Annotated in this window: 22 protein-coding genes; 15 read left to right on the forward strand and 7 right to left on the reverse strand. The window is 61.7% G+C overall.

Features of this window, described 5'->3' with window-relative positions:
• Nucleotides 1-235: 235 nt before the first annotated feature.
• The 3 genes from V6766_RS12130 to V6766_RS12140 all read right to left on the reverse strand — a co-directional run bounded on the left by V6766_RS12130 (nucleotide 236) and on the right by V6766_RS12140 (nucleotide 2568).
• A complete protein-coding gene (locus tag V6766_RS12130) occupies nucleotides 236-1546 on the reverse strand; it encodes a DNA polymerase IV (RefSeq protein WP_448466759.1) in 1311 nt (436 codons plus the stop codon).
• A gap of 69 nt (nucleotides 1547-1615) precedes the next feature.
• On the reverse strand, nucleotides 1616-2275 hold the full coding sequence (locus V6766_RS12135; RefSeq protein WP_448466761.1) for a hypothetical protein: 660 nt from the start codon (nucleotides 2273-2275) through the stop codon (nucleotides 1616-1618).
• Nucleotides 2272-2568: a DUF3572 domain-containing protein gene (locus tag V6766_RS12140; protein ID WP_448429841.1), complete on the reverse strand. Its 297-nt coding sequence runs from the start codon at nucleotides 2566-2568 to the stop codon at nucleotides 2272-2274. The genes V6766_RS12135 and V6766_RS12140 overlap by 4 nt, the downstream gene beginning before the upstream one ends.
• A gap of 134 nt (nucleotides 2569-2702) precedes the next feature.
• On the opposite strand from V6766_RS12140, the gene V6766_RS12145 reads away from it, so the two are divergent.
• A complete protein-coding gene (locus V6766_RS12145; protein ID WP_018066640.1) occupies nucleotides 2703-3074 on the forward strand; it encodes a response regulator in 372 nt (123 codons plus the stop codon).
• Nucleotides 3075-3084: 10 nt separating this feature from the next.
• Nucleotides 3085-4359, forward strand: a complete 1275-nt coding sequence (locus V6766_RS12150) for a hypothetical protein (protein WP_448466764.1) — start codon at nucleotides 3085-3087, stop codon at nucleotides 4357-4359.
• A gap of 461 nt (nucleotides 4360-4820) precedes the next feature.
• Here the strand turns inward: V6766_RS12150 and msrB are convergent, their stop codons facing one another.
• A complete protein-coding gene (gene msrB / locus V6766_RS12155; protein ID WP_230719021.1) occupies nucleotides 4821-5234 on the reverse strand; it encodes a peptide-methionine (R)-S-oxide reductase MsrB in 414 nt (137 codons plus the stop codon).
• 223 nt (nucleotides 5235-5457) lie between these two features.
• Here msrB and V6766_RS12160 point away from each other — a divergent pair, with 223 nt between their 5' ends.
• From V6766_RS12160 to V6766_RS12205, 10 genes are all read left to right on the forward strand, one after another.
• A complete protein-coding gene (locus tag V6766_RS12160; protein ID WP_448466766.1) occupies nucleotides 5458-7821 on the forward strand; it encodes a putative monovalent cation/H+ antiporter subunit A in 2364 nt (787 codons plus the stop codon).
• A complete protein-coding gene (locus V6766_RS12165) occupies nucleotides 7818-8237 on the forward strand; it encodes a Na(+)/H(+) antiporter subunit B (protein ID WP_292054629.1) in 420 nt (139 codons plus the stop codon). The genes V6766_RS12160 and V6766_RS12165 overlap by 4 nt, the downstream gene beginning before the upstream one ends.
• Nucleotides 8237-8614, forward strand: a complete 378-nt coding sequence (locus V6766_RS12170; RefSeq protein ID WP_448466768.1) for a Na+/H+ antiporter subunit C — start codon at nucleotides 8237-8239, stop codon at nucleotides 8612-8614. Before V6766_RS12165 ends, V6766_RS12170 begins: the two co-directional genes overlap by 1 nt.
• A 23-nt stretch (nucleotides 8615-8637) precedes the next feature.
• The gene (locus V6766_RS12175; protein WP_448466770.1) at nucleotides 8638-10191 is read left to right on the forward strand and encodes a Na+/H+ antiporter subunit D; all 1554 of its coding nucleotides are present in this window, start codon (nucleotides 8638-8640) and stop codon (nucleotides 10189-10191) included.
• Nucleotides 10188-10661 carry a Na+/H+ antiporter subunit E gene (locus V6766_RS12180; RefSeq protein WP_230718970.1) on the forward strand — a complete coding sequence of 158 codons (474 nt, stop codon included), beginning with the start codon at nucleotides 10188-10190 and terminating at the stop codon, nucleotides 10659-10661. Before V6766_RS12175 ends, V6766_RS12180 begins: the two co-directional genes overlap by 4 nt.
• Nucleotides 10661-11053, forward strand: coding sequence for a cation:proton antiporter (locus V6766_RS12185; RefSeq protein ID WP_448466773.1), 393 nt, complete (start codon nucleotides 10661-10663; stop codon nucleotides 11051-11053). The genes V6766_RS12180 and V6766_RS12185 overlap by 1 nt, the downstream gene beginning before the upstream one ends.
• 4 nt (nucleotides 11054-11057) lie before the next feature.
• On the forward strand, nucleotides 11058-11399 hold the full coding sequence (gene mnhG / locus V6766_RS12190) for a monovalent cation/H(+) antiporter subunit G (RefSeq protein WP_448429825.1): 342 nt from the start codon (nucleotides 11058-11060) through the stop codon (nucleotides 11397-11399).
• A 353-nt stretch (nucleotides 11400-11752) separates the two neighbouring features.
• Nucleotides 11753-12175 (forward strand): MucR family transcriptional regulator, encoded by a 423-nt coding sequence (locus tag V6766_RS12195; RefSeq protein WP_448466775.1) that lies wholly within the window; start codon nucleotides 11753-11755, stop codon nucleotides 12173-12175.
• Between the two features lie 297 nt (nucleotides 12176-12472).
• The gene (locus V6766_RS12200; protein WP_448466777.1) at nucleotides 12473-12895 is read left to right on the forward strand and encodes a helix-turn-helix domain-containing protein; all 423 of its coding nucleotides are present in this window, start codon (nucleotides 12473-12475) and stop codon (nucleotides 12893-12895) included.
• On the forward strand, nucleotides 12888-13376 hold the full coding sequence (locus V6766_RS12205; RefSeq protein ID WP_448466779.1) for a DUF6456 domain-containing protein: 489 nt from the start codon (nucleotides 12888-12890) through the stop codon (nucleotides 13374-13376). The genes V6766_RS12200 and V6766_RS12205 overlap by 8 nt, the downstream gene beginning before the upstream one ends.
• A gap of 6 nt (nucleotides 13377-13382) precedes the next feature.
• Here the strand turns inward: V6766_RS12205 and V6766_RS12210 are convergent, their stop codons facing one another.
• Both V6766_RS12210 and V6766_RS12215 read right to left on the reverse strand, forming a co-directional pair.
• Nucleotides 13383-13808, reverse strand: coding sequence for a SufE family protein (locus tag V6766_RS12210; RefSeq protein ID WP_448466781.1), 426 nt, complete (start codon nucleotides 13806-13808; stop codon nucleotides 13383-13385).
• 91 nt (nucleotides 13809-13899) lie between these two features.
• Nucleotides 13900-14391, reverse strand: a complete 492-nt coding sequence (locus V6766_RS12215; RefSeq protein WP_448466783.1) for a DUF5330 domain-containing protein — start codon at nucleotides 14389-14391, stop codon at nucleotides 13900-13902.
• A 410-nt stretch (nucleotides 14392-14801) separates the two neighbouring features.
• Here V6766_RS12215 and V6766_RS12220 point away from each other — a divergent pair, with 410 nt between their 5' ends.
• A complete protein-coding gene (locus V6766_RS12220; protein WP_448466785.1) occupies nucleotides 14802-15710 on the forward strand; it encodes a peptidoglycan-binding domain-containing protein in 909 nt (302 codons plus the stop codon).
• 79 nt (nucleotides 15711-15789) lie between these two features.
• Nucleotides 15790-16137, forward strand: a complete 348-nt coding sequence (locus V6766_RS12225; protein ID WP_448466787.1) for a DUF1491 family protein — start codon at nucleotides 15790-15792, stop codon at nucleotides 16135-16137.
• A 33-nt stretch (nucleotides 16138-16170) separates the two neighbouring features.
• On the opposite strand, the gene V6766_RS12230 is transcribed toward V6766_RS12225, so the two are convergent.
• Nucleotides 16171-17091, reverse strand: a complete 921-nt coding sequence (locus V6766_RS12230; protein ID WP_448466789.1) for a DUF2336 domain-containing protein — start codon at nucleotides 17089-17091, stop codon at nucleotides 16171-16173.
• Between the two features lie 473 nt (nucleotides 17092-17564).
• Between V6766_RS12230 and V6766_RS12235 the strand changes: the two genes are divergently transcribed.
• The gene (locus tag V6766_RS12235) at nucleotides 17565-18494 is read left to right on the forward strand and encodes an IS110 family transposase (protein ID WP_448466791.1); all 930 of its coding nucleotides are present in this window, start codon (nucleotides 17565-17567) and stop codon (nucleotides 18492-18494) included.
• Nucleotides 18495-18592: the final 98 nt, after the last annotated feature.

The following is an 18592-nucleotide window of genomic DNA, read 5'->3' on the forward strand; positions in this document are numbered from 1 at the left end:
TTGGCCGCCCGAGGGTCCGGAACCGACCCGAAAAGAGACGCAAATCCGTCCATCCAACCCTCCTTAACAGAAAGACTGAAGTTGAATCGATTTGCGTCAAATATTCAATAGCTTAAAAGCCATACGCGATTCCCCTGCCTTGAGGGGGGAGATTTGGGCTGAGGGGCTGTCGCTTGGCGCTAGCTCGGTAGCTGATTTCCAGTCCGTTTCGGCAAGAACAGGCCACTGAGCTAACTCAATCACGCCCTTCCGACTTCGCCTTCTCTGGCCGAAACGTATAGCCCGTCTCCACCGCCGCCAGCCCGTATTTGCCGCGCAGGCGGTCGATGGCGCCTTCGGCTGCGGCGCGTTTGGCGGCGCCCGGGTCAACGAGATCCGGCGGGTCGGCGGTGGCGGGGTCGCAGAGGTCGGAAATGCCGATGCCGATCAGGCGATACCTGGTGCCGTCGGTCTCGTTCTTCAGCAGTGAGAGCCCGTTGGAGAAGATGCGGTCGGCCAACTGGGTGGGCGCGCTCAGATGGCGGTTGCGGGTGCGGATCTTGAAGTCGGCGGTCTTCAGTTTCAGCACCACGGTATGCCCGGCAAAGCCGGCCGCCTTGGCGCGGCGGGCGGTCTTTTCGCTCAAGCGCCTGAGGATGGCGCTTAGCTCCTCGAGATCGGAAATGTCGGTGTTGAACGTGGTCTCGTTGGAGATGCTCTTGGTTCCCCGCTCCGGCTTGACGGAGCGCGTATCCTCGCCGCGGGCGAGGTGGTAGAGCCTCGGGCCGATCACGCCGTAGCGGCGCAGCAGTTCGTTCTTCTCCATGGTCTGGAACTGGCCGATGGTCGTGATGCCGTCGCGTTTCAGCGTTTCGGTGAATGCCTTGCCCACGCCCCAGATCATGCCGACCGGCTTGTCGGCGAGGAAGCGCATGGCCTCCGCCTCGCCGATCACCGAGAACCCGCGCGGCTTGTTGAGATCGGACGCGATCTTGGCGAGGAACTTGCAGTAGGACAGGCCGATCGAGATCGTGATGCCGAGTTCGGCCTCCACGCGCTTGGCGAAGCGGGCGAGCGTGACGGCGGGGCTTGCCCGGTGCAGTTTCTCGGTGCCGGAAAGGTCGAGAAAGGCCTCATCGATCGACAGCGGTTCCACCATCGGAGTCAGTTCCAGCATCATCGCCCGCAACTGGCGACCGACGGCGACGTATTTTTCCATGTTGGGGCGGATCACCACCGCATCCGGGCAGGCCTCCAGCGCCTTGAACATCGGCATCGCCGATCTGACGCCGCTGATTCGCGCGATGTAGCAGGCGGTGGAGACCACGCCGCGCTTGCCACCGCCGATGATCAGCGGCTTGTCGGCGAGCTCGGGATTGTCTCGCTTCTCGATCGCGGCATAGAACGCGTCGCAATCGATATGGGCGATCGACAACGTATGCAGTTCGCTGTGGCGCAACAGCCGGGGACTGCCGCAATGGCGGCAGCGACGCGCCGCGCCCGCGGTCGCCTTCAGGCAATCGCGGCACAAGGCTTCCGAAGTGGGCGTCGTCTCGGCCATGACCATCAGAACAAAGATTGAACACCCGAAATTACCGCCGCCGCCGCCGCAAGGCAAGAAGCGGCGCGATGGCGATCAACCGTTTTCGGCGATGTGGCGGCGGATCAGCCGGTCGGCATCGTCCCAACCGGTCGCGACCACGGAAGGGGCCTCGGTCTTCGGCGCCATTGCGCGATAATCGTCGTTGATCAGCAGGTTGATGGTGAGTGCGTCCGGCAGGGATTTGGCAACCGATCTGCAATTGTAGAGCATGTCGTCGACGAAGATCAGAGCCGGCGGGTCCTTGCTGCAGAGCGCGCTCAGCACCTCGCCCTTCGGCTCCTCCGACGCGATCAGCGGAAAGTCGAATCCGAAACGCGACAGCAGGCGGCGGCGCGCCGCGCGATGGCGCGGCGGCATGGCGGTGAGCAGCAGAACATCGGCGATGTCGCCGAGGCCGTCGAGCGTTTCGCGCGCGGCCTCGAACGGCTCCTGCCATTCCTCCTGGGCGTCGTAGAACGCCGACAGGAATGCGCCGACATCGGCATCGGGAATTTTCTCTCCGGTCGCAAGACTGGTGACATTGCCGTTCAGGCTGAAGGTCTCCAGCACCAGTTCGTGGTCATTCGCTTTCAGGAAGGCCTTGAACGGGTCGAGGAATTGCAGCACGACCTCGTCAACATCGACGACCACGAGCGGGCGGTCGCCGATCCTCAGGCCGGAAAGATCCTCGTGTTCGCCGCTCACCGTTTTCAATCGACCTGTCCGCCATATTCGAGCTTCTGCCAGGCATAGGAAACCGTTTCCGGCTTGACGTTGCAGTCCTGGCAAAACGCCATCAGGGTGGGCTCATGCCCGGCGATGAAGCCGATCATGGCGCTTTCGAAGCCGGGGCTTTGCGAGAGCGCGCGCAATTCGCCGATATCGATTCCGGTCAGCGCGCAAAACCGGTTCAAAAGCTCCGGCTCGCCGGACAGCCAGACCAAGATTTCGATGGCCAGCGCATGTTCGCGCGAGGGATTTTCAGATGGATCGGGAAAATTCTGCACGCGGATTTCCGTTTCTTAACCAAATCGGCCTAAACTTGGTCGATGATGCGCTCATAATTCGGTGAGAGCGATTCTAGCGTTTCACCGGCGCGTTGCAAGCCGGACCATGGGTCGGTGCCAGGGGATTGCGTCAGATGGCGAAACAGGTTCTGATTGTAGAAGATAACGATTTGAATATGAAACTGTTTCGCGATCTGGTGGAAGCTTCTGGATATGAGGCGGTGGAAAGCCGCACGGGCGCGGATGCGGTGGAGCTGGCGCGGCTGTTTCGGCCGGGGCTTATCCTGATGGATATCCAGTTGCCGGAGCGTTCCGGCATCGACATTGCCCGCAGCTTGAAAGCCGACGCCGAATTGGCGACAATACCGATCGTCGCGATCACGGCGTTCGCCATGCGCGGCGATGAGGAGCGCATCCGCGAGGCCGGGTGCGATGCCTATCTTTCCAAACCCGTTTCGGTGCCGAACTTCATCAAGACCGTGAGAACCTATCTGGGCGATGCCTGAGGAAACGACCGTGAACAGCTTCGGCGAAGAAAGCATCGTTCTGATCGGCGGCGAGGGGGCTGTGGCCCAGACGCTCGCCGCGATGCTGAGTTCGTGGCCGGTCGATTTCTACCAGGCCGATTTTTCCGACAGCGATGGCATGATGGCGGCGGTCAATGCTGCAAGCCTGATCCTCGTCGCCGTCGATGACGAGGACCCCGCGCCGGCGCTCTCCTGCTGCGGGATTTTGAAGGAGCACGATTCGGGCATTGCCGCCCCGGTCGCCATCATCACACCGGAAAAGGCGGATGCCGGCCTCCGGCTGGCGGCGCTGCGCGCTGGCGCCGATGACGTGGTCGGGCTGGAGCACAATCTGAATGCCGCCGCCGCGCGGATTTCGGCGCTGCTGCGCTATAATGCGTTGCAGAGGGAGGCGGGAACGTGGGAGCGCGCCGCGGTGCGCACCCAGGCCGATCCCGTGCCAGATGACAATGTGAAGGTGCTCGTGGTCGCCGAGGATGCGGCGCTGCGGCAGGATATCCTCAAATCCATGCTGTCGCTGACCACCACGATCGCCACCGGCGATCTGCCGGAGGCGCTGTATCTGGCGGCGAGCCACAGTTTCGATCTTGTGCTGGTGCATGGCGGGCCTCAGCTTTCTGACGCGATGCGGATCTGCGGCCAGCTTCGCTGCGTGCCGGGCATGCGCTTCGTCCCGCTGTTCGCGCTGTCGGAACCGGGCGGGTTGTCGGTCGTCTCCAGCGATGCCGCCCGCAGCGCGGATGACTGCATGGACTGGCCGGGCGAAACCGGTGAACTGGTGCTGCGGGCGCTGCTGCATCTGCGCCGCAAGCGCTTTATCGAGACCATGGGCGCCGGCATGACCGATGCGGCCGGGGACGCGCCGCCGACCGAAGCCAGCGAAGGGCTTCTGGCGCCCGATGGCTTTGCCCGCGCGCTCAACACGCTGAAGCGCGAGGCAAGCGAGGCCGGAGAACCGCTTTACATGGGCGTGCTCAGGGTGCCCGAAAGCGTGGCCGACGAGAGCGCCCAGGCCGTGGCATCGCTGATCCGCTACCACCTGCGCGGCCGCGAGGCGGCGAGCCATGTCGAGGCCGGGCTGTTCGCCATCCTCTATCCGGACCGGGGCAGGGATGATGCCGAGCATGCAATCCATGCGCTGCACACCATGCTGGATGCCAGCTGGCGCCAGATCGCCGACGAACGCGCCCGCGCCGGACTGCTCGGCTCGGCGGATGGCGACGATATCCCGGTGTTCAAATCGGCGCTGATGGAAGTGGGGTAAAGCCTCTCGAGCAATGCCGGATGCAGCGAACCGCTCTCTTGGCCCGCTGCCTGACATAAAAAGCGAACTTCACTTTCCCATTCGATGATCTAATTGAATAGAGTTCACGTAATTAACCATAAAATAGACTGAATTGAGCGCGAACCGTTAAAAACGGTTGATTATTTTCTGTGTGCGTTCAAGTTTACTTTAGCTGCTTTAAGCAGTTGCCCCATGATGCTCAGGTCCGCCGCATCTCCTGGTCTCGTGGGGTCGGCCGGCCGACGGTAACAGGCTTCCTCGTGCCGTTTCCGTTGGCCGGTCGCTCTCGTGTTAGCGCTGTCGAATATACAAGAAAGCGGCGCCAAAGCCGGTTGCGGTTTCGCCGTAAATCCCCGAAAAAACATAAAGTTACGCCCTCAATCTTCCATAGCAAGGGATCGAGGGCGCAGAGAGCCGCCGTCAAGCAGGGCGGCTTGGGGCTACTTCTCGTCAGGCACGAAGTGCATCGCATGACCATTCATGCAATAGCGCAACCCGGTGGGCTTCGGACCATCGGGGAAGACGTGGCCGAGGTGGCCGCCGCAGGTGGCGCAGCGGATTTCGGTGCGCACCATGCCGAGAGAATCATCGCGCAATTCGATCACCGCGTCTTTCCTGACCGGCTCGAAGAAGCTCGGCCAGCCGCAGCCGGCATCGAACTTGGTGTCCGAACGGAAAAGCGGGGTCTCACAACCGGCGCAGTAATAGGTGCCGATTTCGAAACTGTCCCAGTAAGGGCCGGTAAAGGGGCGTTCGGTGCCATGTTCGCGCAGGATGTGAAACTGCTCCGGCGTCAATTTGTCGCGCCATTCTTCTTCGCTTGCCGGATTTTTCTGTTTATTGATGTCTGTCAAAGTCGCGCTCCAACGGTTTTTCACGTTTAATGGCTGTCTGTAGCGATAGATGTGTCGTAGGCTCAGAAAAAGCAATGCCTTGGCAGGAAAGCCGGCCATGGAGGGCGTTCGCGGTTTTGCGCTTGCGAAAAAGACTTGGACGCGGTTGAGCGCATGCTAAACTTAACGTAACTGATCAGGTTCAGTTGCGTGAATGCCCGGCAGACTAATTTTTGGAGATGCTATGTCGCCCAGTGAGACGACACTTATATTTCTGGCCCTTCTTCTGCCCTTCAACGGGGCGGTTTTATCTCCGATCCTCTACCGCATCTTCAAATCCTTCGCGCCCTGGCTTCTGGCGCTGCTGCCGCTGTTTTCGCTGGTCCAGTTCGCCCGCCTCGTGCCGCGCATCGCCGACGGCGAGGCGCTGACCGGCGGCTATGACTGGGTGCCGAGCCTGGGCCTGCGTTTTTCCTTTCTGATCGACGGTCTTTCGCTGACCTTCGCGCTGCTGATCACCGGCATCGGAACGCTGATCGTGCTTTATGCCGGGGGCTATATGAAGGGCCATCCGCAGCAGGCGCGGTTCCTGTCCTTCATGTTCATGTTCATGGGCGCAATGCTTGGCGTGGTGATCTCCGATGGGCTGCTGATGCTGTTCATCTTCTGGGAGCTGACCTCGATTACATCCTTCCTGCTCATCGGCTTCGACCATGAAAAGGATGCCTCGCGCCGCGCCGCGATCCAGGCGCTGGTGGTGACCGGCGGCGGTGGCCTGGCGCTGCTCGCCGGCGTGTTGACGATCCAGTACATCACCGGCGCGAACGGGCTTTCCGAACTTCTCGCAAGCGGCGATGTGCTGAGACAGAGCCCGCTTTATCTTGCCGCCTTCATTCTGGTGCTCGGCGGCGCGTTCACCAAATCGGCGCAGTTTCCGTTCCATTTCTGGCTGCCGAACGCCATGGAGGCGCCGACCCCGGTTTCGGCCTATCTGCACTCCGCAACCATGGTGAAGGCCGGCGTCTACCTGCTGATGCGGTTGAACCCGGTGATGGGCGATACCGCGGCGTGGATGACGGTGCTGCCGGTGTTTGGCGGCATCACGCTGCTGGTCGGCACGGTGCTGGCCGTGCGCCAGACCGACCTGAAACTGATGCTTGCCTACACCACCGTCGCCTCGCTCGGACTGATGGTGATGATGACCGGCATGGGCATCGAACACGCGGTGGAGGGCGCGGTGCTCTATCTGATCGCCCACGCGCTGTTCAAGGGTGGGCTGTTCATGGTCGCCGGACTGATCGACCACGAGACCGGCACCCGCGACCTGACCAAGCTGGGCGGGCTGGCGAAGGCGATGCCGATCACCTTCGCGGCCGGGCTTGCCGGCGCCATCTCGATGGGCGGCCTGCCGCCCTTCGTCGGCTTTCTCGCCAAGGAAGGGATCTACGAATCGCTCGATGCCGGAACAGCCTTTGCGACCATCTTTCTGATCGTCGCGATCATCGGCAACGCGCTGATGTTCGCCGTCGGCTTCGGCGTCGGGCTGAAGCCGTTTATCGGCGCGAAGACCGAGACGCCGAAACATGCCCACGAGGGGCCGGCGCTGATGTGGCTCGGGCCGATCACGCTTGGCCTTGCGGGCCTGCTTGCAGCCGTGTTCTCGCATTATTTCAACACCCATTTCTCGGGCCCGATGGCGAGCGCCGTCGCGGGCGAGGAGATCAGCATCCATCTGTCGCTGATCCCGCATATCGGCCTGCCGCTGGCGCTGTCGGTGCTGACCGTCGCGATCGCGCTGGTGATCTACTGGCAGCTTGATGCGCTGCGGGCTGCGATTGCCGGCATGCTGACGCGTCTTGGCCCCGGGCCGGATCTCTGGTTCGACAGTTTCATGCGCGGTCTTGTGAGACTGTCCTTCAAAGTGACGCAGACGATCCAGCCGGGGCGTCTGGAATTCTACATCACCGCAACTTTCATGATGGTCGCGGCCGTGCTGATGGCCTCGCTGTTCTCGTTCGGCGAATTGCCGGTATGGCAGGGCCTGCCGGAAGATCTCCACCTCGCGCACTGGGTAATCCTGCTGCTGGCCGTGATCGGGCTTGGCGCGGTGATCGGGGCGCATAACCGGCTGACGGCGATCGTGACGCTCGGCATCCAGGGCTTTTCGGTGGCCGTGCTGTTTCTGCTGCTCGGCGCGCCCGACCTGTCTTTCACCCAGTTCATGGTGGAAACCCTGTCGGTGGTCATTCTGACGCTGGTCATGACCCGCCTCAACCTGACGCCGTCCGACCACCGCGCGATGGGGCAAAGACTGTTCGACGGCGCGCTTGCCGTGATCTGCGGGCTCGGTTTCACGCTGCTTTTGATGCGCGTCACCCAGGTGCCGTTCAATGACCGGCTGTCGGAGTTCTTCAACAGCTATTCGAAGATGATCGCCCACGGGCACAACGTCGTCAACGTCATCATCGTCGACTTCCGCGGAACGGATACGCTTGGCGAGATTGCCGTGGTGATGATCACCGGACTTGCCATTCTGGCCCTGATCCGGCTGCGCAACACCAGGACCGGCACCACACCCAAGGAACCGACAGAAAGCGAGGTCCGATGAACACGCTGATCTTCCGAACGGCGGCGCCATTCCTGTCGGCGTTGATGATGCTGTTTTCAATCTTCGTCCTGCTGCGCGGCCATAATGCGCCCGGTGGCGGCTTTATCGGCGGTCTGATCGCGGCCTCGGCCATCGCCATTTTCGGCATTGCCATGGGGGTCTCGGCGGTGCGCCGGGCGATCCATTTCCATCCGCTGGCCTATGCCGGAGCGGGGCTTCTGCTCGCCGCGCTTTCGGGTCTGATCTCGATCTTCGCGCACACGCCGTTCATGACGGCGCACTGGATCTATCCGGTGATCTACGGTGTGGAAGTGCCGATCTCGACGGTCACCACCTTCGATATCGGCGTCTATCTCGTGGTGTTCGGGGCGATATCGTCGATCTTCCTGGCCCTTGAAGAAAGGGACCATGTCTGATGGAGTTCGTGCTCTCCTGCCTTGTCGGCATCTTCTTTACCGCCGCGATCTACCTGATGCTGTCGCGTCACAGCGTGCGCATCATGCTGGGCATCGCCATCCTCGGCAATGCGGTCAATCTGCTGATCTTCACCGCCGGGCGGATCACCGGCTTCGTGCCGCCGATCATCCCGAAAAGCATGGATACGCTGCCGTCGGGAACCGCCAATCCGCTGCCGCAGGCACTGATCCTGACGGCAATCGTGATTTCGTTTTCCTTCTTTGCCTTCCTTCTGGTTTTGACCTACCGCGCCTATCAGGATCTCAATACCGATGATACCGACGATATGCGGGCGGCCGAGCCCAAGGACCAGCCCATGCCGCCGCTCGGCTACTGAACGGGGATATCAAGACTGAACCCATGGCAGCTTCCGCTTACCAAATCGATCCTTCCGCCGCGCTGGTAATGGCGCCGACGACGCTGACGGACTGGCTCGTCATCCTGCCGGTCGCGACCTGTATCGCCGTCGGCGCGCTCTTGATGATGATCCGCAAGCACACCGTCTGGCATCCCGTGATCGCCATCGCCGCGCTTGCCTTTCTGGTCGTCATCGACAGTCTGCTGCTCTATACCGTATGGGAAAACGGGCCGCTCACCATGGTGGCGGGCCGCTGGCTGCCGCCCTTCGGCATTGCCTTCACCGCGGACATCATGAGCGCGCTGTTCGCGCTGGCCGCCGCCATTGCGGGGCTTGCAGGCGCTGTGTTCGCGCTTGGCAGCATCGACACGAGCGGGCGCCGCTACGGATTCTATCCGTTTCTGCTGCTGCTGATCGCGGGCGTCTCCGGCGCGTTCCTGACCGGCGATATCTTCAACCTCTATGTCTGGTTCGAGGTTCTGCTGATTTCGTCCTTCGGCCTGCTGATCCTGGGTTCCACCCACGAGCAGCTTGACGGCGCGATGAAATATGCGGTGCTGAACCTGATCGGCACCACGCTGTTCCTGATCGCGGTTGCCTATATCTACGCCGTGTTCGGCACGCTCAACATGGCCGATATCGCGATCAGGGCGCGCGAAACCCCGGCACTGCCGACCGCGACGATCGGGGCGCTGTTCGTGCTGGCCTTCGGCATGAAGGCGGCGGCCTTTCCTGTCAATTTCTGGCTGCCGGCCTCCTATCATACGCCGCGCACCGTGGTTTCGGCGCTGTTCGGCGGGCTTTTGACCAAGGTCGGCGTTTATGCGCTGCTCAGGGTCATGGTTATGATCCTGCCGGCCGATCTTGCGTCGCTTTCCTCCGTCGTCGGTCTTGCCGCCTTCCTCACCATGGTTCTGGCCGGTCTCGGCGCGATCGCCCAGCATGATATCCGCCGCGCTGTCGGCTATGTCGTGATCGTGGGGATCGGCAACTGCCTTGCGGGCGTTGCGATCGGCGGCATGGACGGCTTGCAGGGCGCACTGTTCTACGCGCTGCATTCGATGATCCTGATGACGCTGCTCTATCTGATCACCGGCCTTGCCGGCCGGCTCGCCGGCGGCTTCTCGCTCAACCAGATCGGCGGCATCTATAAGCGCTATCCGGTGTTTGCCGGCCTCAGCCTTGGCGCGTTCTTCGCCGCCGCCGGACTGCCGCCGTTTTCCGGCTTCTGGCCCAAAGCCATCCTGGTGCGCGCCAGCGTCGAAACCGGGTCTTGGTGGCTTGCAGCCGGCATTCTTTTCGCCGGGTTCTGTTTGACGGTTTCGCTTGGCAGGATATTCCTGCTGGCCTATTGGCGCCCCGCAGAGGGTGAGGTTTCCGAGACGCTCAGGATACCGTTTTCCGAGTGGCTGCCGATTATCGGGCTTTCCGCCATTGTTGTCGTCTTCGGGCTCTATCCGGAGCCGGTGCTGAACCTGACTTCAAAGGCGATTGGCGGGATTCTTTCGCCGGAGGGGTATTTCCTGTCGGTCTTCCCGGGAGGAAGCGTGCAATGAAGATACTGCTTTCCAATCTCGTTCTGGCAATCTTCTGGGTTGCCGTAACCGGCAGCGCCTCGCTGCACAATCTGTTCTTCGGCATTATCATCGGTGCGATCGCGGTCGGGCTGGTGCGCCACCAGATCGGCGGAACAGGCTATTTCTCGCGCGTGAAGCGGTTGTTCAAACTGCTGATGCTGTTTCTGTACGAGCTCATGGCGTCGGCATGGTCGGTCGCGAAACTCGTCTGCTCGCCGCGCATGAACGTCAAGCCCGGCATATTCCGCTATGAACTGACGCTGGAAAAGGATTTCGAAATCGTTCTGCTTGCCAACATGATCACGCTGACGCCCGGAACGCTGTCCGTCGACGTTTCGGATGACAATAAATATCTCTATATCCACGCGATTGACTGCGCCGATCCCGACGCGATCAGGAAGAGCATCGCCGAGGGCTTCGAAACCAAGATCAGGGAGGCTTTTGCCTGATGACGCCTGAGGAGATCGTACAGCATGCCGCAGATATGTCCCTTGTTCTGCTTTCGATTGCGCTGCTCCTGACGGCCTTTCGGGTGGTGAAGGGGCCGACGCTGCCGGACCGTGTTCTGGCGCTCGATATGATCGTGGCGGTGGGCGTGGGATTTATCATCGTGATTGCGGTGCGGACCGGGTTCACGCTTTACATCGACATCGCCATCGCGCTCGGCCTTGTCGGCTTTCTGGCGACTGTCGCCTTCGCGCGGTTCATCCGTTCGAGCGCGATGCGGGCCGATACCGAGACGGGCTTCAAGGTGAAACCGCATCCGATGGCCTATGATTCCGGGCCGTCAGGCGAAGACGTGCCGGTGGTTTCGGCCGATGCGGAAAAGAGCGGGGAGTAGGGGTATGGCGCAATATCTTCTGGCCGGACTGGTCTCCATCCTGATGCTTGGGGGCGCTGCCTTCACGCTTACGGCTGCAATCGGCATCATCAGGCTGCCCGATCTCTATTCGCGCATGCATGCGGCCTCCAAGGCCGGCACGGTCGGCGCGGGACTGATCTTTCTTGCAATCGGCATTCATGCCGGCGAGATATCCACGTTCGTGCGGGCCTGCGCGGGTATCGTATTCTTCATCATCACGGCGCCGATCTCGGCGCATCTACTGGCGCGCGCCTCTCATGAGGTTGGCTACCCGCTATACGAGAATACGGTCAGAGATGAATTACAAAGTAGAGACAGTGACTAGCAGCACGGTTTTTACGACTTTGGAATGTTTTTAAGTATTATGCCATGGGCAGACCCGAAATCGCGTGGTCGCGCTTCGCTGCTTTCAATAAAGACGATAAAACGACGATTTAAACTTTACATTTGTCATTGAAGTGGTATTCCCTCCAAGAGCGCGTGAATATTTTGTGCGTTAATGGAAATAATCAGGCCCTATCCGTGAGGCTGTGCTGCCGGTTTTCCGGGCGGCGCGGCTTTAATTTCTACGCAGAAACGACGACGACCAACGGCGCTGCTTGAAGAGATTTTCTGAAGGCGTCCTTGCGCAGAGTAACTGCGGGCGCGGGCAGGCAAAGAAAAGAACAGGAGTGAAGAATGACGGATGCAACGATCGAGCAGGACAACCAGGCCCTCGTGGAGCTGACCGCCGATATCGTGGCCGCTTATGTGAGCAACCATGTGATCCAGACTGGCGATCTGCCGGGGCTCATTCACGAGGTACACGCCGCGCTGAGCAACACCGCGAAGCCGCAGGCTGCCGCCCAGGCGGCCGAAAAGCAGAAGCCGGCGGTTTCGGTTCGCAAGTCGATCAGCGGCGACCATCTCGTTTGTCTGGAATGCGGCGGCAGCTTCAAGTCGCTGAAGCGTCACCTGATGACCCATCATGACCTGACCCCGAACGCATATCGCGAAAAGTGGGACCTGCCGGCGGATTATCCGATGGTGGCGCCCTCCTATGCCGAGGCGCGTTCCCGCCTTGCCAAGGAAATGGGTCTCGGACAGCGCCGCGGGCGCTAACCGCGATCATACGATTTCGCTCCGAATCTGGATGCCGGCGGTCGAGAGGCTGCTGGCATTTTTTTATGTGCCAGCGCTAGCAAATGCCGGCGTCCTCTCAGGGGGCCTTTCTCTAAGATTGTGTTTACCTTCGCGCAATGCCCGTATAGGTAAACGGTTGAAGAGAGTAGGAAAATAATCCTATTATGGAGGAAAATAAGTAAACAAAAACAACAGGCGGTTTTGAGGGTACCCCTCTTTATGTCCCCGCTTCCGGCGCCGATGTAAGAATAAAATCCTATTTTTCAGGGAGCTGACATGAACGAGCAACGCGTAGCATCGCCGGTCGCGACGACCTTCCAACAACGCCTGAACCATCAGCCAGCCTGGTGCATCGAGAGGGCAAGCCAGATGTCGGATATCCGCAAGGCTTGCCGCATTGTTCTGCTGATCACCAAGGAGATGGCGCTTATCGCCGGCGAGCGGATTTCGATCCGCGCCGAGCGGCGGCGCTCCGTCTCGCATTATCGCCAGATCGCCATGTATGTCTGCCACGTATCGCTGCAGTTGTCGCTGAGCGAGATCGGACTTGCCTTCGGGCGCGATCGCACGACGGTGGCCTATTCCTGCCGCGTGATCGAGGACCGGCGCGACGACCGGGCTTTCGATGAATTCATCGCCGCTGTCGAGCGGCTGGCCTATAACGTGGTTATTGCCGCCGAGGTGCGTCATGATGGCTGAGATGGGAGAGAAGACGCCGCTGGACATGCTGGCGCGGTTGAAGGCGCGCGACGGCTCTGCTTTTCTGACGGAGGAGGCGTTTGCGGCCGGCGAACGGCTGGCGGAGGATTTCAACCGCGCGCTGATGCAGCCGCGGATTTCCGCCTCGCTTCAGCCGCGCCTCGAGACGCGGAGCCGCTTTGCCGCCCCCTCGGCCATGTCGGATACGGCGATCGACGCACGCCGCCGCGTGGCGCGGGCGCTAAAGGCGGTTGGCCCGGAGCTTGCCGATATCGCGCTCGATTTCTGCTGCTTCATGAAGGGGCTCGAACAGATCGAGCGGGAGCGGCAATGGCCGGTCCGCTCCGCCAAGCTGATGGTGCGCACCGCATTGCTGGCGCTTGTCCGCCATTACGCGCCGCCGCCGGCCAAGACCGGTATTCGCGGTTGGGGCGCGGAAGGCTACCGGCCCGAAATCTCGGCGTTCTTCACGGAGGAATAAACCCGCTCAGGCGGCGAGTTCGCGCGCCGCCGTTTCGCGGATCTTGGTGACCATGGCGTTGAGACCGTTGGCGCGCTGGGCCGAGAGGTGATCGATGAGGCCGATCTTGCGGAAGGTTTCGATGGCGTCCGTCTTCGCGATCTCGGATGCTGTGTGGCCCGAATAGACGGTAAGCACGATCGATACGAGTCCTCGCACGATGAAGGCATCGGAATCGCCGCGGAATTCCATTACCGGGTCCTCGCCTTCGCCTGCCTTTGACACCAGCCAGACCTGGCTGGCGCAGCCATGCACGCGATTGTCCTCGATCTTCTCGTCCTCGGGCAGGTCGGGCAGGGCCTTGCCGAGTTCGATGACGTAGCGGTAGCGGTCTTCCCAGTCATCGAGAAAGGAAAAGTCGTCGATAATCTGCTTGAGTTTGTCGCTCATCATCCGGCCTTTTGATTGCTACTGCCCCGATATAGTTCGATGCGGCCGGAATTGAAATGCGCGGCAGCGCAGGAAGCCGAAATTTGCCGGTGTTTCAGCGCGGACGCGGGGTTGGCACGGGTACGTTTTCGGGCAGGCCGGGGATACGCACGGGTGCCTCGACCTTGGCCGGCTGGCCGACGATCGCCCCGGTCTGGATGAGATCGGGCGTATTTCCGGCAACCACCGCGGGCTCTGGTTCGACGACGGGCTCCGGAGTGGCGGTCCGGGCGACCTTGGGCGCGGCAGCGGTTTCCTGCGTGGGTTTCGGCGTCTTGTCGCCGAAGTGCTGGCCGAGATAGATATAGACGATCTCAGCGCCCTGGCGCGCGCGGCGGCCGAGAAAGCTGATAATGCCCGAACCGTCATTGCAGACATCGGGGCGTTCGTCGCAGATGCCGCTCATATATTCGAACGTGCCGCGCGCGGCCGACACCGCGCCGCCGATATCCTGGCCGCTTGGCAGGGCCTGCTGCTCGCGCGTTGCCGCACCCCCAAGCATGAGCGGCGCGAAGAACGGCACCAGCAGGAGCAGAACGAAAATCATGAAAGCGGATTTCAGCAGGAATCTCATCGGCCCCCGGCCTGTTGGTTGTGCCCGCAAGCGTTGTACCCACACTTAACCTAAGACGGTAAATGAGCCGCTAAAAGGGCGCGGGAAAACGGACACATGAGTGGCACTCCAGCACCTGACAATGGGTGTGCGTTGAAATATAAAAATAAATCAAAACCTTAGTTTGAAAACAGGGTGTGCCTTGATGTGTTACTGCAACGTACACCATTAACCATATCCAGAGATTTTTTCGATTGTAGAGGCGCTATCGGCGCGCGCGACGCTGGCAGCGGGAGGCCCGCTCCATTACCCTTCGTTAACAGCCGCGGTCTATTTTCTGCGGCGAGAGGCGTGACCGGATGCCGATGGTTTGAAAAGCGGCGAAGATACGGGTGATGGACTGAATGGCGAAAAAGACGACGAAGAAAACCGGAAAGCGCGGGAAGAAGACGCCCTCGCTGCTCGGGCGCACGGCGTCGTCGCTGGGCGGCCTGGCGGCGCGTCATCCGGGCAAGATCGGCGGGCCGCTGGTGTTCGGCGTGGTCTTCAGCTTCGTATCGGCCAATGCGCTGTGGTATCAGCCGGGGCCGCATCCGAGCCCGATGATGAAGACGCGCCAGCCGACCAACCCCTATGCCGTGCCCGGCCGCCGCATGGCGGAGGTGACGGACTTCGAGAGTTTCCGCATCGAACTCGAGGATGGCGAGACCGTCGCCGCCGAAAAGCCGAAGGACGATCTGGTCGCGATCCTCGAACAGGTCGAGGCCAACCTGCCGCCGGCAACGAGCGCCGCGACCGAACAGGACGTGACCGCCTCAGCCCCGCCCGCGCCCGCGCCGGTTTCCGATGAACCGGATATTCTTGCCGTTCAGCAGGCGCTGGCGGCGCGGGGTTACTACAAGGGCACGCCGGACGGGGTAACCGGCCCGCTGACGAAAGCGGCGATCAGGGCATTCCAGAGCGATAGCGGTATCACGCCGACCGGGGAGGCCGACGAGGAGGTTGTGGCGCTGCTCAGCGTAGCCGCGCCGCTGCCGGAACCGCGGCCGGAGACCGCCGCATCACCTGATCCGGTTGCCGACATCCTGAATGCGGAGACAGCGCCCGCCGGGGCTGCCGTCGCCGATCCGATGGTGGTCGAGATCCAGCGCGGACTGGTGAATATCGCCTATGACGGTGTGGTGGTCGACGGCGTTGCCGGGGCGACAACGCGGGCGGCGATCCTCGAATTCCAGAAACACTACCGGCTGCCGGAAACGGGCGAGCCGAATGAGGCCGTGCGCGACAAGCTTCGCGAGATCGGCGCGCTTTAGGGCTGCCAATCTGCCGTTGCAAAAAGCCCGACCATAGGGCATGCCATGAGAACGTCGTGGAAATCCCGGAGTGGCCGATATGCGCCTTCGTTCAGATTTTTTTGCTTCCGCGCTGGTGCGCGACGCCTTCGCCGCGGGCGGTTTCGCGGTGATCGAGCGCAAGGGGGCGGCCGAAGCGGGGGCGATCGCGATCCGCCAGATTTTCCGCGATGGCACCGAGAGCCTCTATCTGCCCGCGCCGCAGAGCTTTGTGGAAGAGGACGTCCAGGACCGGGTTTTCGAGAGGCGGCTCAACGCGGCGTCATCTGAAAAAGTGTCGGAAATGCTGGAACGCGAAATGCGGTTCGACAGCGACCTCTGGGTCGTGGTGCTGGAATGCGAGGATGTGGACGGCTTCTTCAACATTGCCGATGAGGAGCAGGGCTGAGCGGGTTCCTTGCGCTGACGGCGACCGGGCGGTTCACGCCGTGCGCCGCGCCGCTTCCTGTTTCTCGGCGGCGACACGGGTTTCGCGCTCGCGTTCAGACTGCCAGCCCAGCAGTTCCTGGATGCAGGCGGCGGGCTTCAGCGATCCCACGAGCTTTTCTGCCGCGTGTTCGGTGGTTTCGTTGTTCTGCCGGTCAATCGCGGCGATGCGGGGCAGGACGTAGCTCGTGTCCGCATGGTTCATGCCAAGCGCGATCAGGGCGACGGCAAGACGCTGGCCGGTGGGTTCATCGAGAATGCGGCGGGCGAGCACCCGGTCGCCGCCAAGCGCGCGGGTGAAGGTTTCGGTGAAGAACGGCTTTTCGGCGCGGCGCGCGAAGCGGACCAGGAGGGCGGTCTGCAACTCGGTGAGGGTGGAGACGCCGAGACGGTCTTCATCGCCGGTGCCGGCGGCCATGGCCTTCAGCGTGCGACGCAGCGCCTCGCTGTCATCGCGGGTGCCGGTGTCGATGTCGAAATTGCCGGCGGGTTCCTGCTGTTCTTCCGAGCGCCGTGCGCCGATCAGCGCCTGGATGACCTTCTGCGACAGGTCCGTCCGGTGGATGATGGCGCGGATATGTTCCTCGGTCGTGGTCTCGATCAGGGCGATCAGCGTGTCGTCGGTAATGGCGGGCGAGCGGGCGAGGAAAGGGGCCGCGACCGCGATCTCGCGGCTACCGATATAGCGGCAGACATCCTGCGGCACATGGGCGTGGCAGGAAAGGGCGGCGACCGCCTGGCGGCGCGCCTCCGGTGACGAGGCCTCGTAGACGGGACCGAAGAGTTCGGCAAAGCGCCGACGCTCGGCGCCGCTCGGATTGTCGAGCGAGCCAAAGCCTGAAACCGTGGCCATCAGCACGACGTCGAGATTGCGCGTGTTCTTCAGCCCTTCAAGTTCGCGATACCGATCGACCAAGACCGTACTCCCCGACAAATGTCTTCTATCGACAACAGGTTAGGGAGAAAACGTTATAAAGATGTTAACCATAGTGGAGGGGAGGGGGCGTCTCGGCTTGGAAGGTGCAGGAATCGCGCTTGCCTTTTGAAGGCGGCATCGCATCGATGGCCATGAGGCTTGCTCCCAATAGTCTCTCCCGCTGGCGGGGGAGATGCCCCGAAAGGGGCAGTGAGGGTGGTTCAGCGTTTCAAATCGTGAGGGCGTTCGCGGTGAAAGTCTCCCCCCTCACTGTCGCTTTCGCGACATCTTGTAACTTGAATTCCACCACGTGTGATATTGTTTCGCCCGCGGTGGCGGATGGAAAGCCGAACGGCATCCGGGACACCAAGCCCGTGGGAGAGCAAGGGGTTCCATCCGCCGTTCCATCGAACCCGAACAGTCGCCAGGGCCGCTTGCGCAAGCAAAGTCCGTTTAAGCAAGGATGGGTTAAGATGGATATCGTCGTTGGAATCGATGTTTCGAAAGATCGTCTGGATGTGGCCGTGGCGCCGTCCGGCCTGGCGTTTGCGGTGGTCAACACACAAGCCGGGATCGACGAGTTGATAGCGCGCCTGCAGTCAGTCAAGGCCGACATCGTTGCGCTGGAAGCGACGGGCGGTTTCGAGACGCCTGCTGTGGCGGGGCTGTCGTCAGCGGGGCTGCCCGTCATCGTGGTCAACGCGGCCCAGGTTCGCGCCTATGCCCACGCGATCGGCCGCAAAGCCAAGACCGATCTGATCGATGCGGGTTTGATCGCCGCCTTCGTAATGGCCACCAGACCCGCGCTTCGTCCGCTCAAGGACGCCGAGACACAGGCGCTGTCGGCTCTGGTGGCGCGTCGTCGGCAGATCGTGCAGATGATCGTGGCCGAGGAAAACCGGGCACGCATGGCGTTGGCCAAAGAGACGCAGAAGAGCATCAGGCGTCTGCTGAGTGCGCTGCGGCATGAGTTGGAAAGCCTGGATGCCGATCTCGATGATCACATCCGCAGATCGCCGCTGTGGCGGGTGCGCGAAGGCCTGCTGACCTCGGTGCCTGGGGTGGGACCGGCAACAGCCCGCACGCTCCTGGCCGAGATGCCCGAACTCGGTCGTCTCGACCGGCGGCAGATCGCCTCGCTTGCCGGCCTTGCGCCCTGGACACGACAATCGGGCTCGTGGAAAGGCAAGAGCTTCACCGGCGGCGGCAGGGGCAAGGTGCGCTCGGCGCTCTTCATGGCAGCGCTCGTGGCCAGCCGTCACAACCCCGTTCTCAAGGCCTTCCGTGAACGCCTCGTCGCCGCCGGAAAACCCAAGATCGTCGCCATCGTGGCAACCATGCGAAAACTGCTCACCATCCTGAACGCCATAATCCGGGATCAAAAACCATGGAAAAACGCTTGACCGCCAAGACAGTCGCTCTCCCCTCCAGGGCGAGAAGATTGGGGGGCTATGCGGTCAGACTGTAGCGCGTGGTCAGTTCGGGCGCGGTTAGCCTGAGG

The sequence above is a fragment of the Martelella sp. AMO21009 genome, assembly GCF_053484295.1.

What these genes read in the sequence shown, in the direction of transcription:
- V6766_RS12130 (WP_448466759.1), bottom strand. Translation starts at nt 1,546, where the DNA reads ATGGTCATGGCCGAGACGACGCCCACTTCGGAAGCCTTGTGCCGCGAT.
- V6766_RS12145 (WP_018066640.1), top strand. Translation starts at nt 2,703, where the DNA reads ATGGCGAAACAGGTTCTGATTGTAGAAGATAACGATTTGAATATGAAA.
- V6766_RS12160 (WP_448466766.1), top strand. Translation starts at nt 5,458, where the DNA reads ATGTCGCCCAGTGAGACGACACTTATATTTCTGGCCCTTCTTCTGCCC.
- V6766_RS12165 (WP_292054629.1), top strand. Translation starts at nt 7,818, where the DNA reads ATGAACACGCTGATCTTCCGAACGGCGGCGCCATTCCTGTCGGCGTTG.
- V6766_RS12170 (WP_448466768.1), top strand. Translation starts at nt 8,237, where the DNA reads ATGGAGTTCGTGCTCTCCTGCCTTGTCGGCATCTTCTTTACCGCCGCG.
- V6766_RS12175 (WP_448466770.1), top strand. Translation starts at nt 8,638, where the DNA reads ATGGCAGCTTCCGCTTACCAAATCGATCCTTCCGCCGCGCTGGTAATG.
- V6766_RS12180 (WP_230718970.1), top strand. Translation starts at nt 10,188, where the DNA reads ATGAAGATACTGCTTTCCAATCTCGTTCTGGCAATCTTCTGGGTTGCC.
- V6766_RS12185 (WP_448466773.1), top strand. Translation starts at nt 10,661, where the DNA reads ATGACGCCTGAGGAGATCGTACAGCATGCCGCAGATATGTCCCTTGTT.
- mnhG (WP_448429825.1), top strand. Translation starts at nt 11,058, where the DNA reads ATGGCGCAATATCTTCTGGCCGGACTGGTCTCCATCCTGATGCTTGGG.
- V6766_RS12195 (WP_448466775.1), top strand. Translation starts at nt 11,753, where the DNA reads ATGACGGATGCAACGATCGAGCAGGACAACCAGGCCCTCGTGGAGCTG.
- V6766_RS12200 (WP_448466777.1), top strand. Translation starts at nt 12,473, where the DNA reads ATGAACGAGCAACGCGTAGCATCGCCGGTCGCGACGACCTTCCAACAA.
- V6766_RS12205 (WP_448466779.1), top strand. Translation starts at nt 12,888, where the DNA reads ATGGCTGAGATGGGAGAGAAGACGCCGCTGGACATGCTGGCGCGGTTG.
- V6766_RS12210 (WP_448466781.1), bottom strand. Translation starts at nt 13,808, where the DNA reads ATGATGAGCGACAAACTCAAGCAGATTATCGACGACTTTTCCTTTCTC.
- V6766_RS12215 (WP_448466783.1), bottom strand. Translation starts at nt 14,391, where the DNA reads ATGATTTTCGTTCTGCTCCTGCTGGTGCCGTTCTTCGCGCCGCTCATG.
- V6766_RS12220 (WP_448466785.1), top strand. Translation starts at nt 14,802, where the DNA reads ATGGCGAAAAAGACGACGAAGAAAACCGGAAAGCGCGGGAAGAAGACG.
- V6766_RS12225 (WP_448466787.1), top strand. Translation starts at nt 15,790, where the DNA reads ATGCGCCTTCGTTCAGATTTTTTTGCTTCCGCGCTGGTGCGCGACGCC.
- V6766_RS12235 (WP_448466791.1), top strand. Translation starts at nt 17,565, where the DNA reads ATGGATATCGTCGTTGGAATCGATGTTTCGAAAGATCGTCTGGATGTG.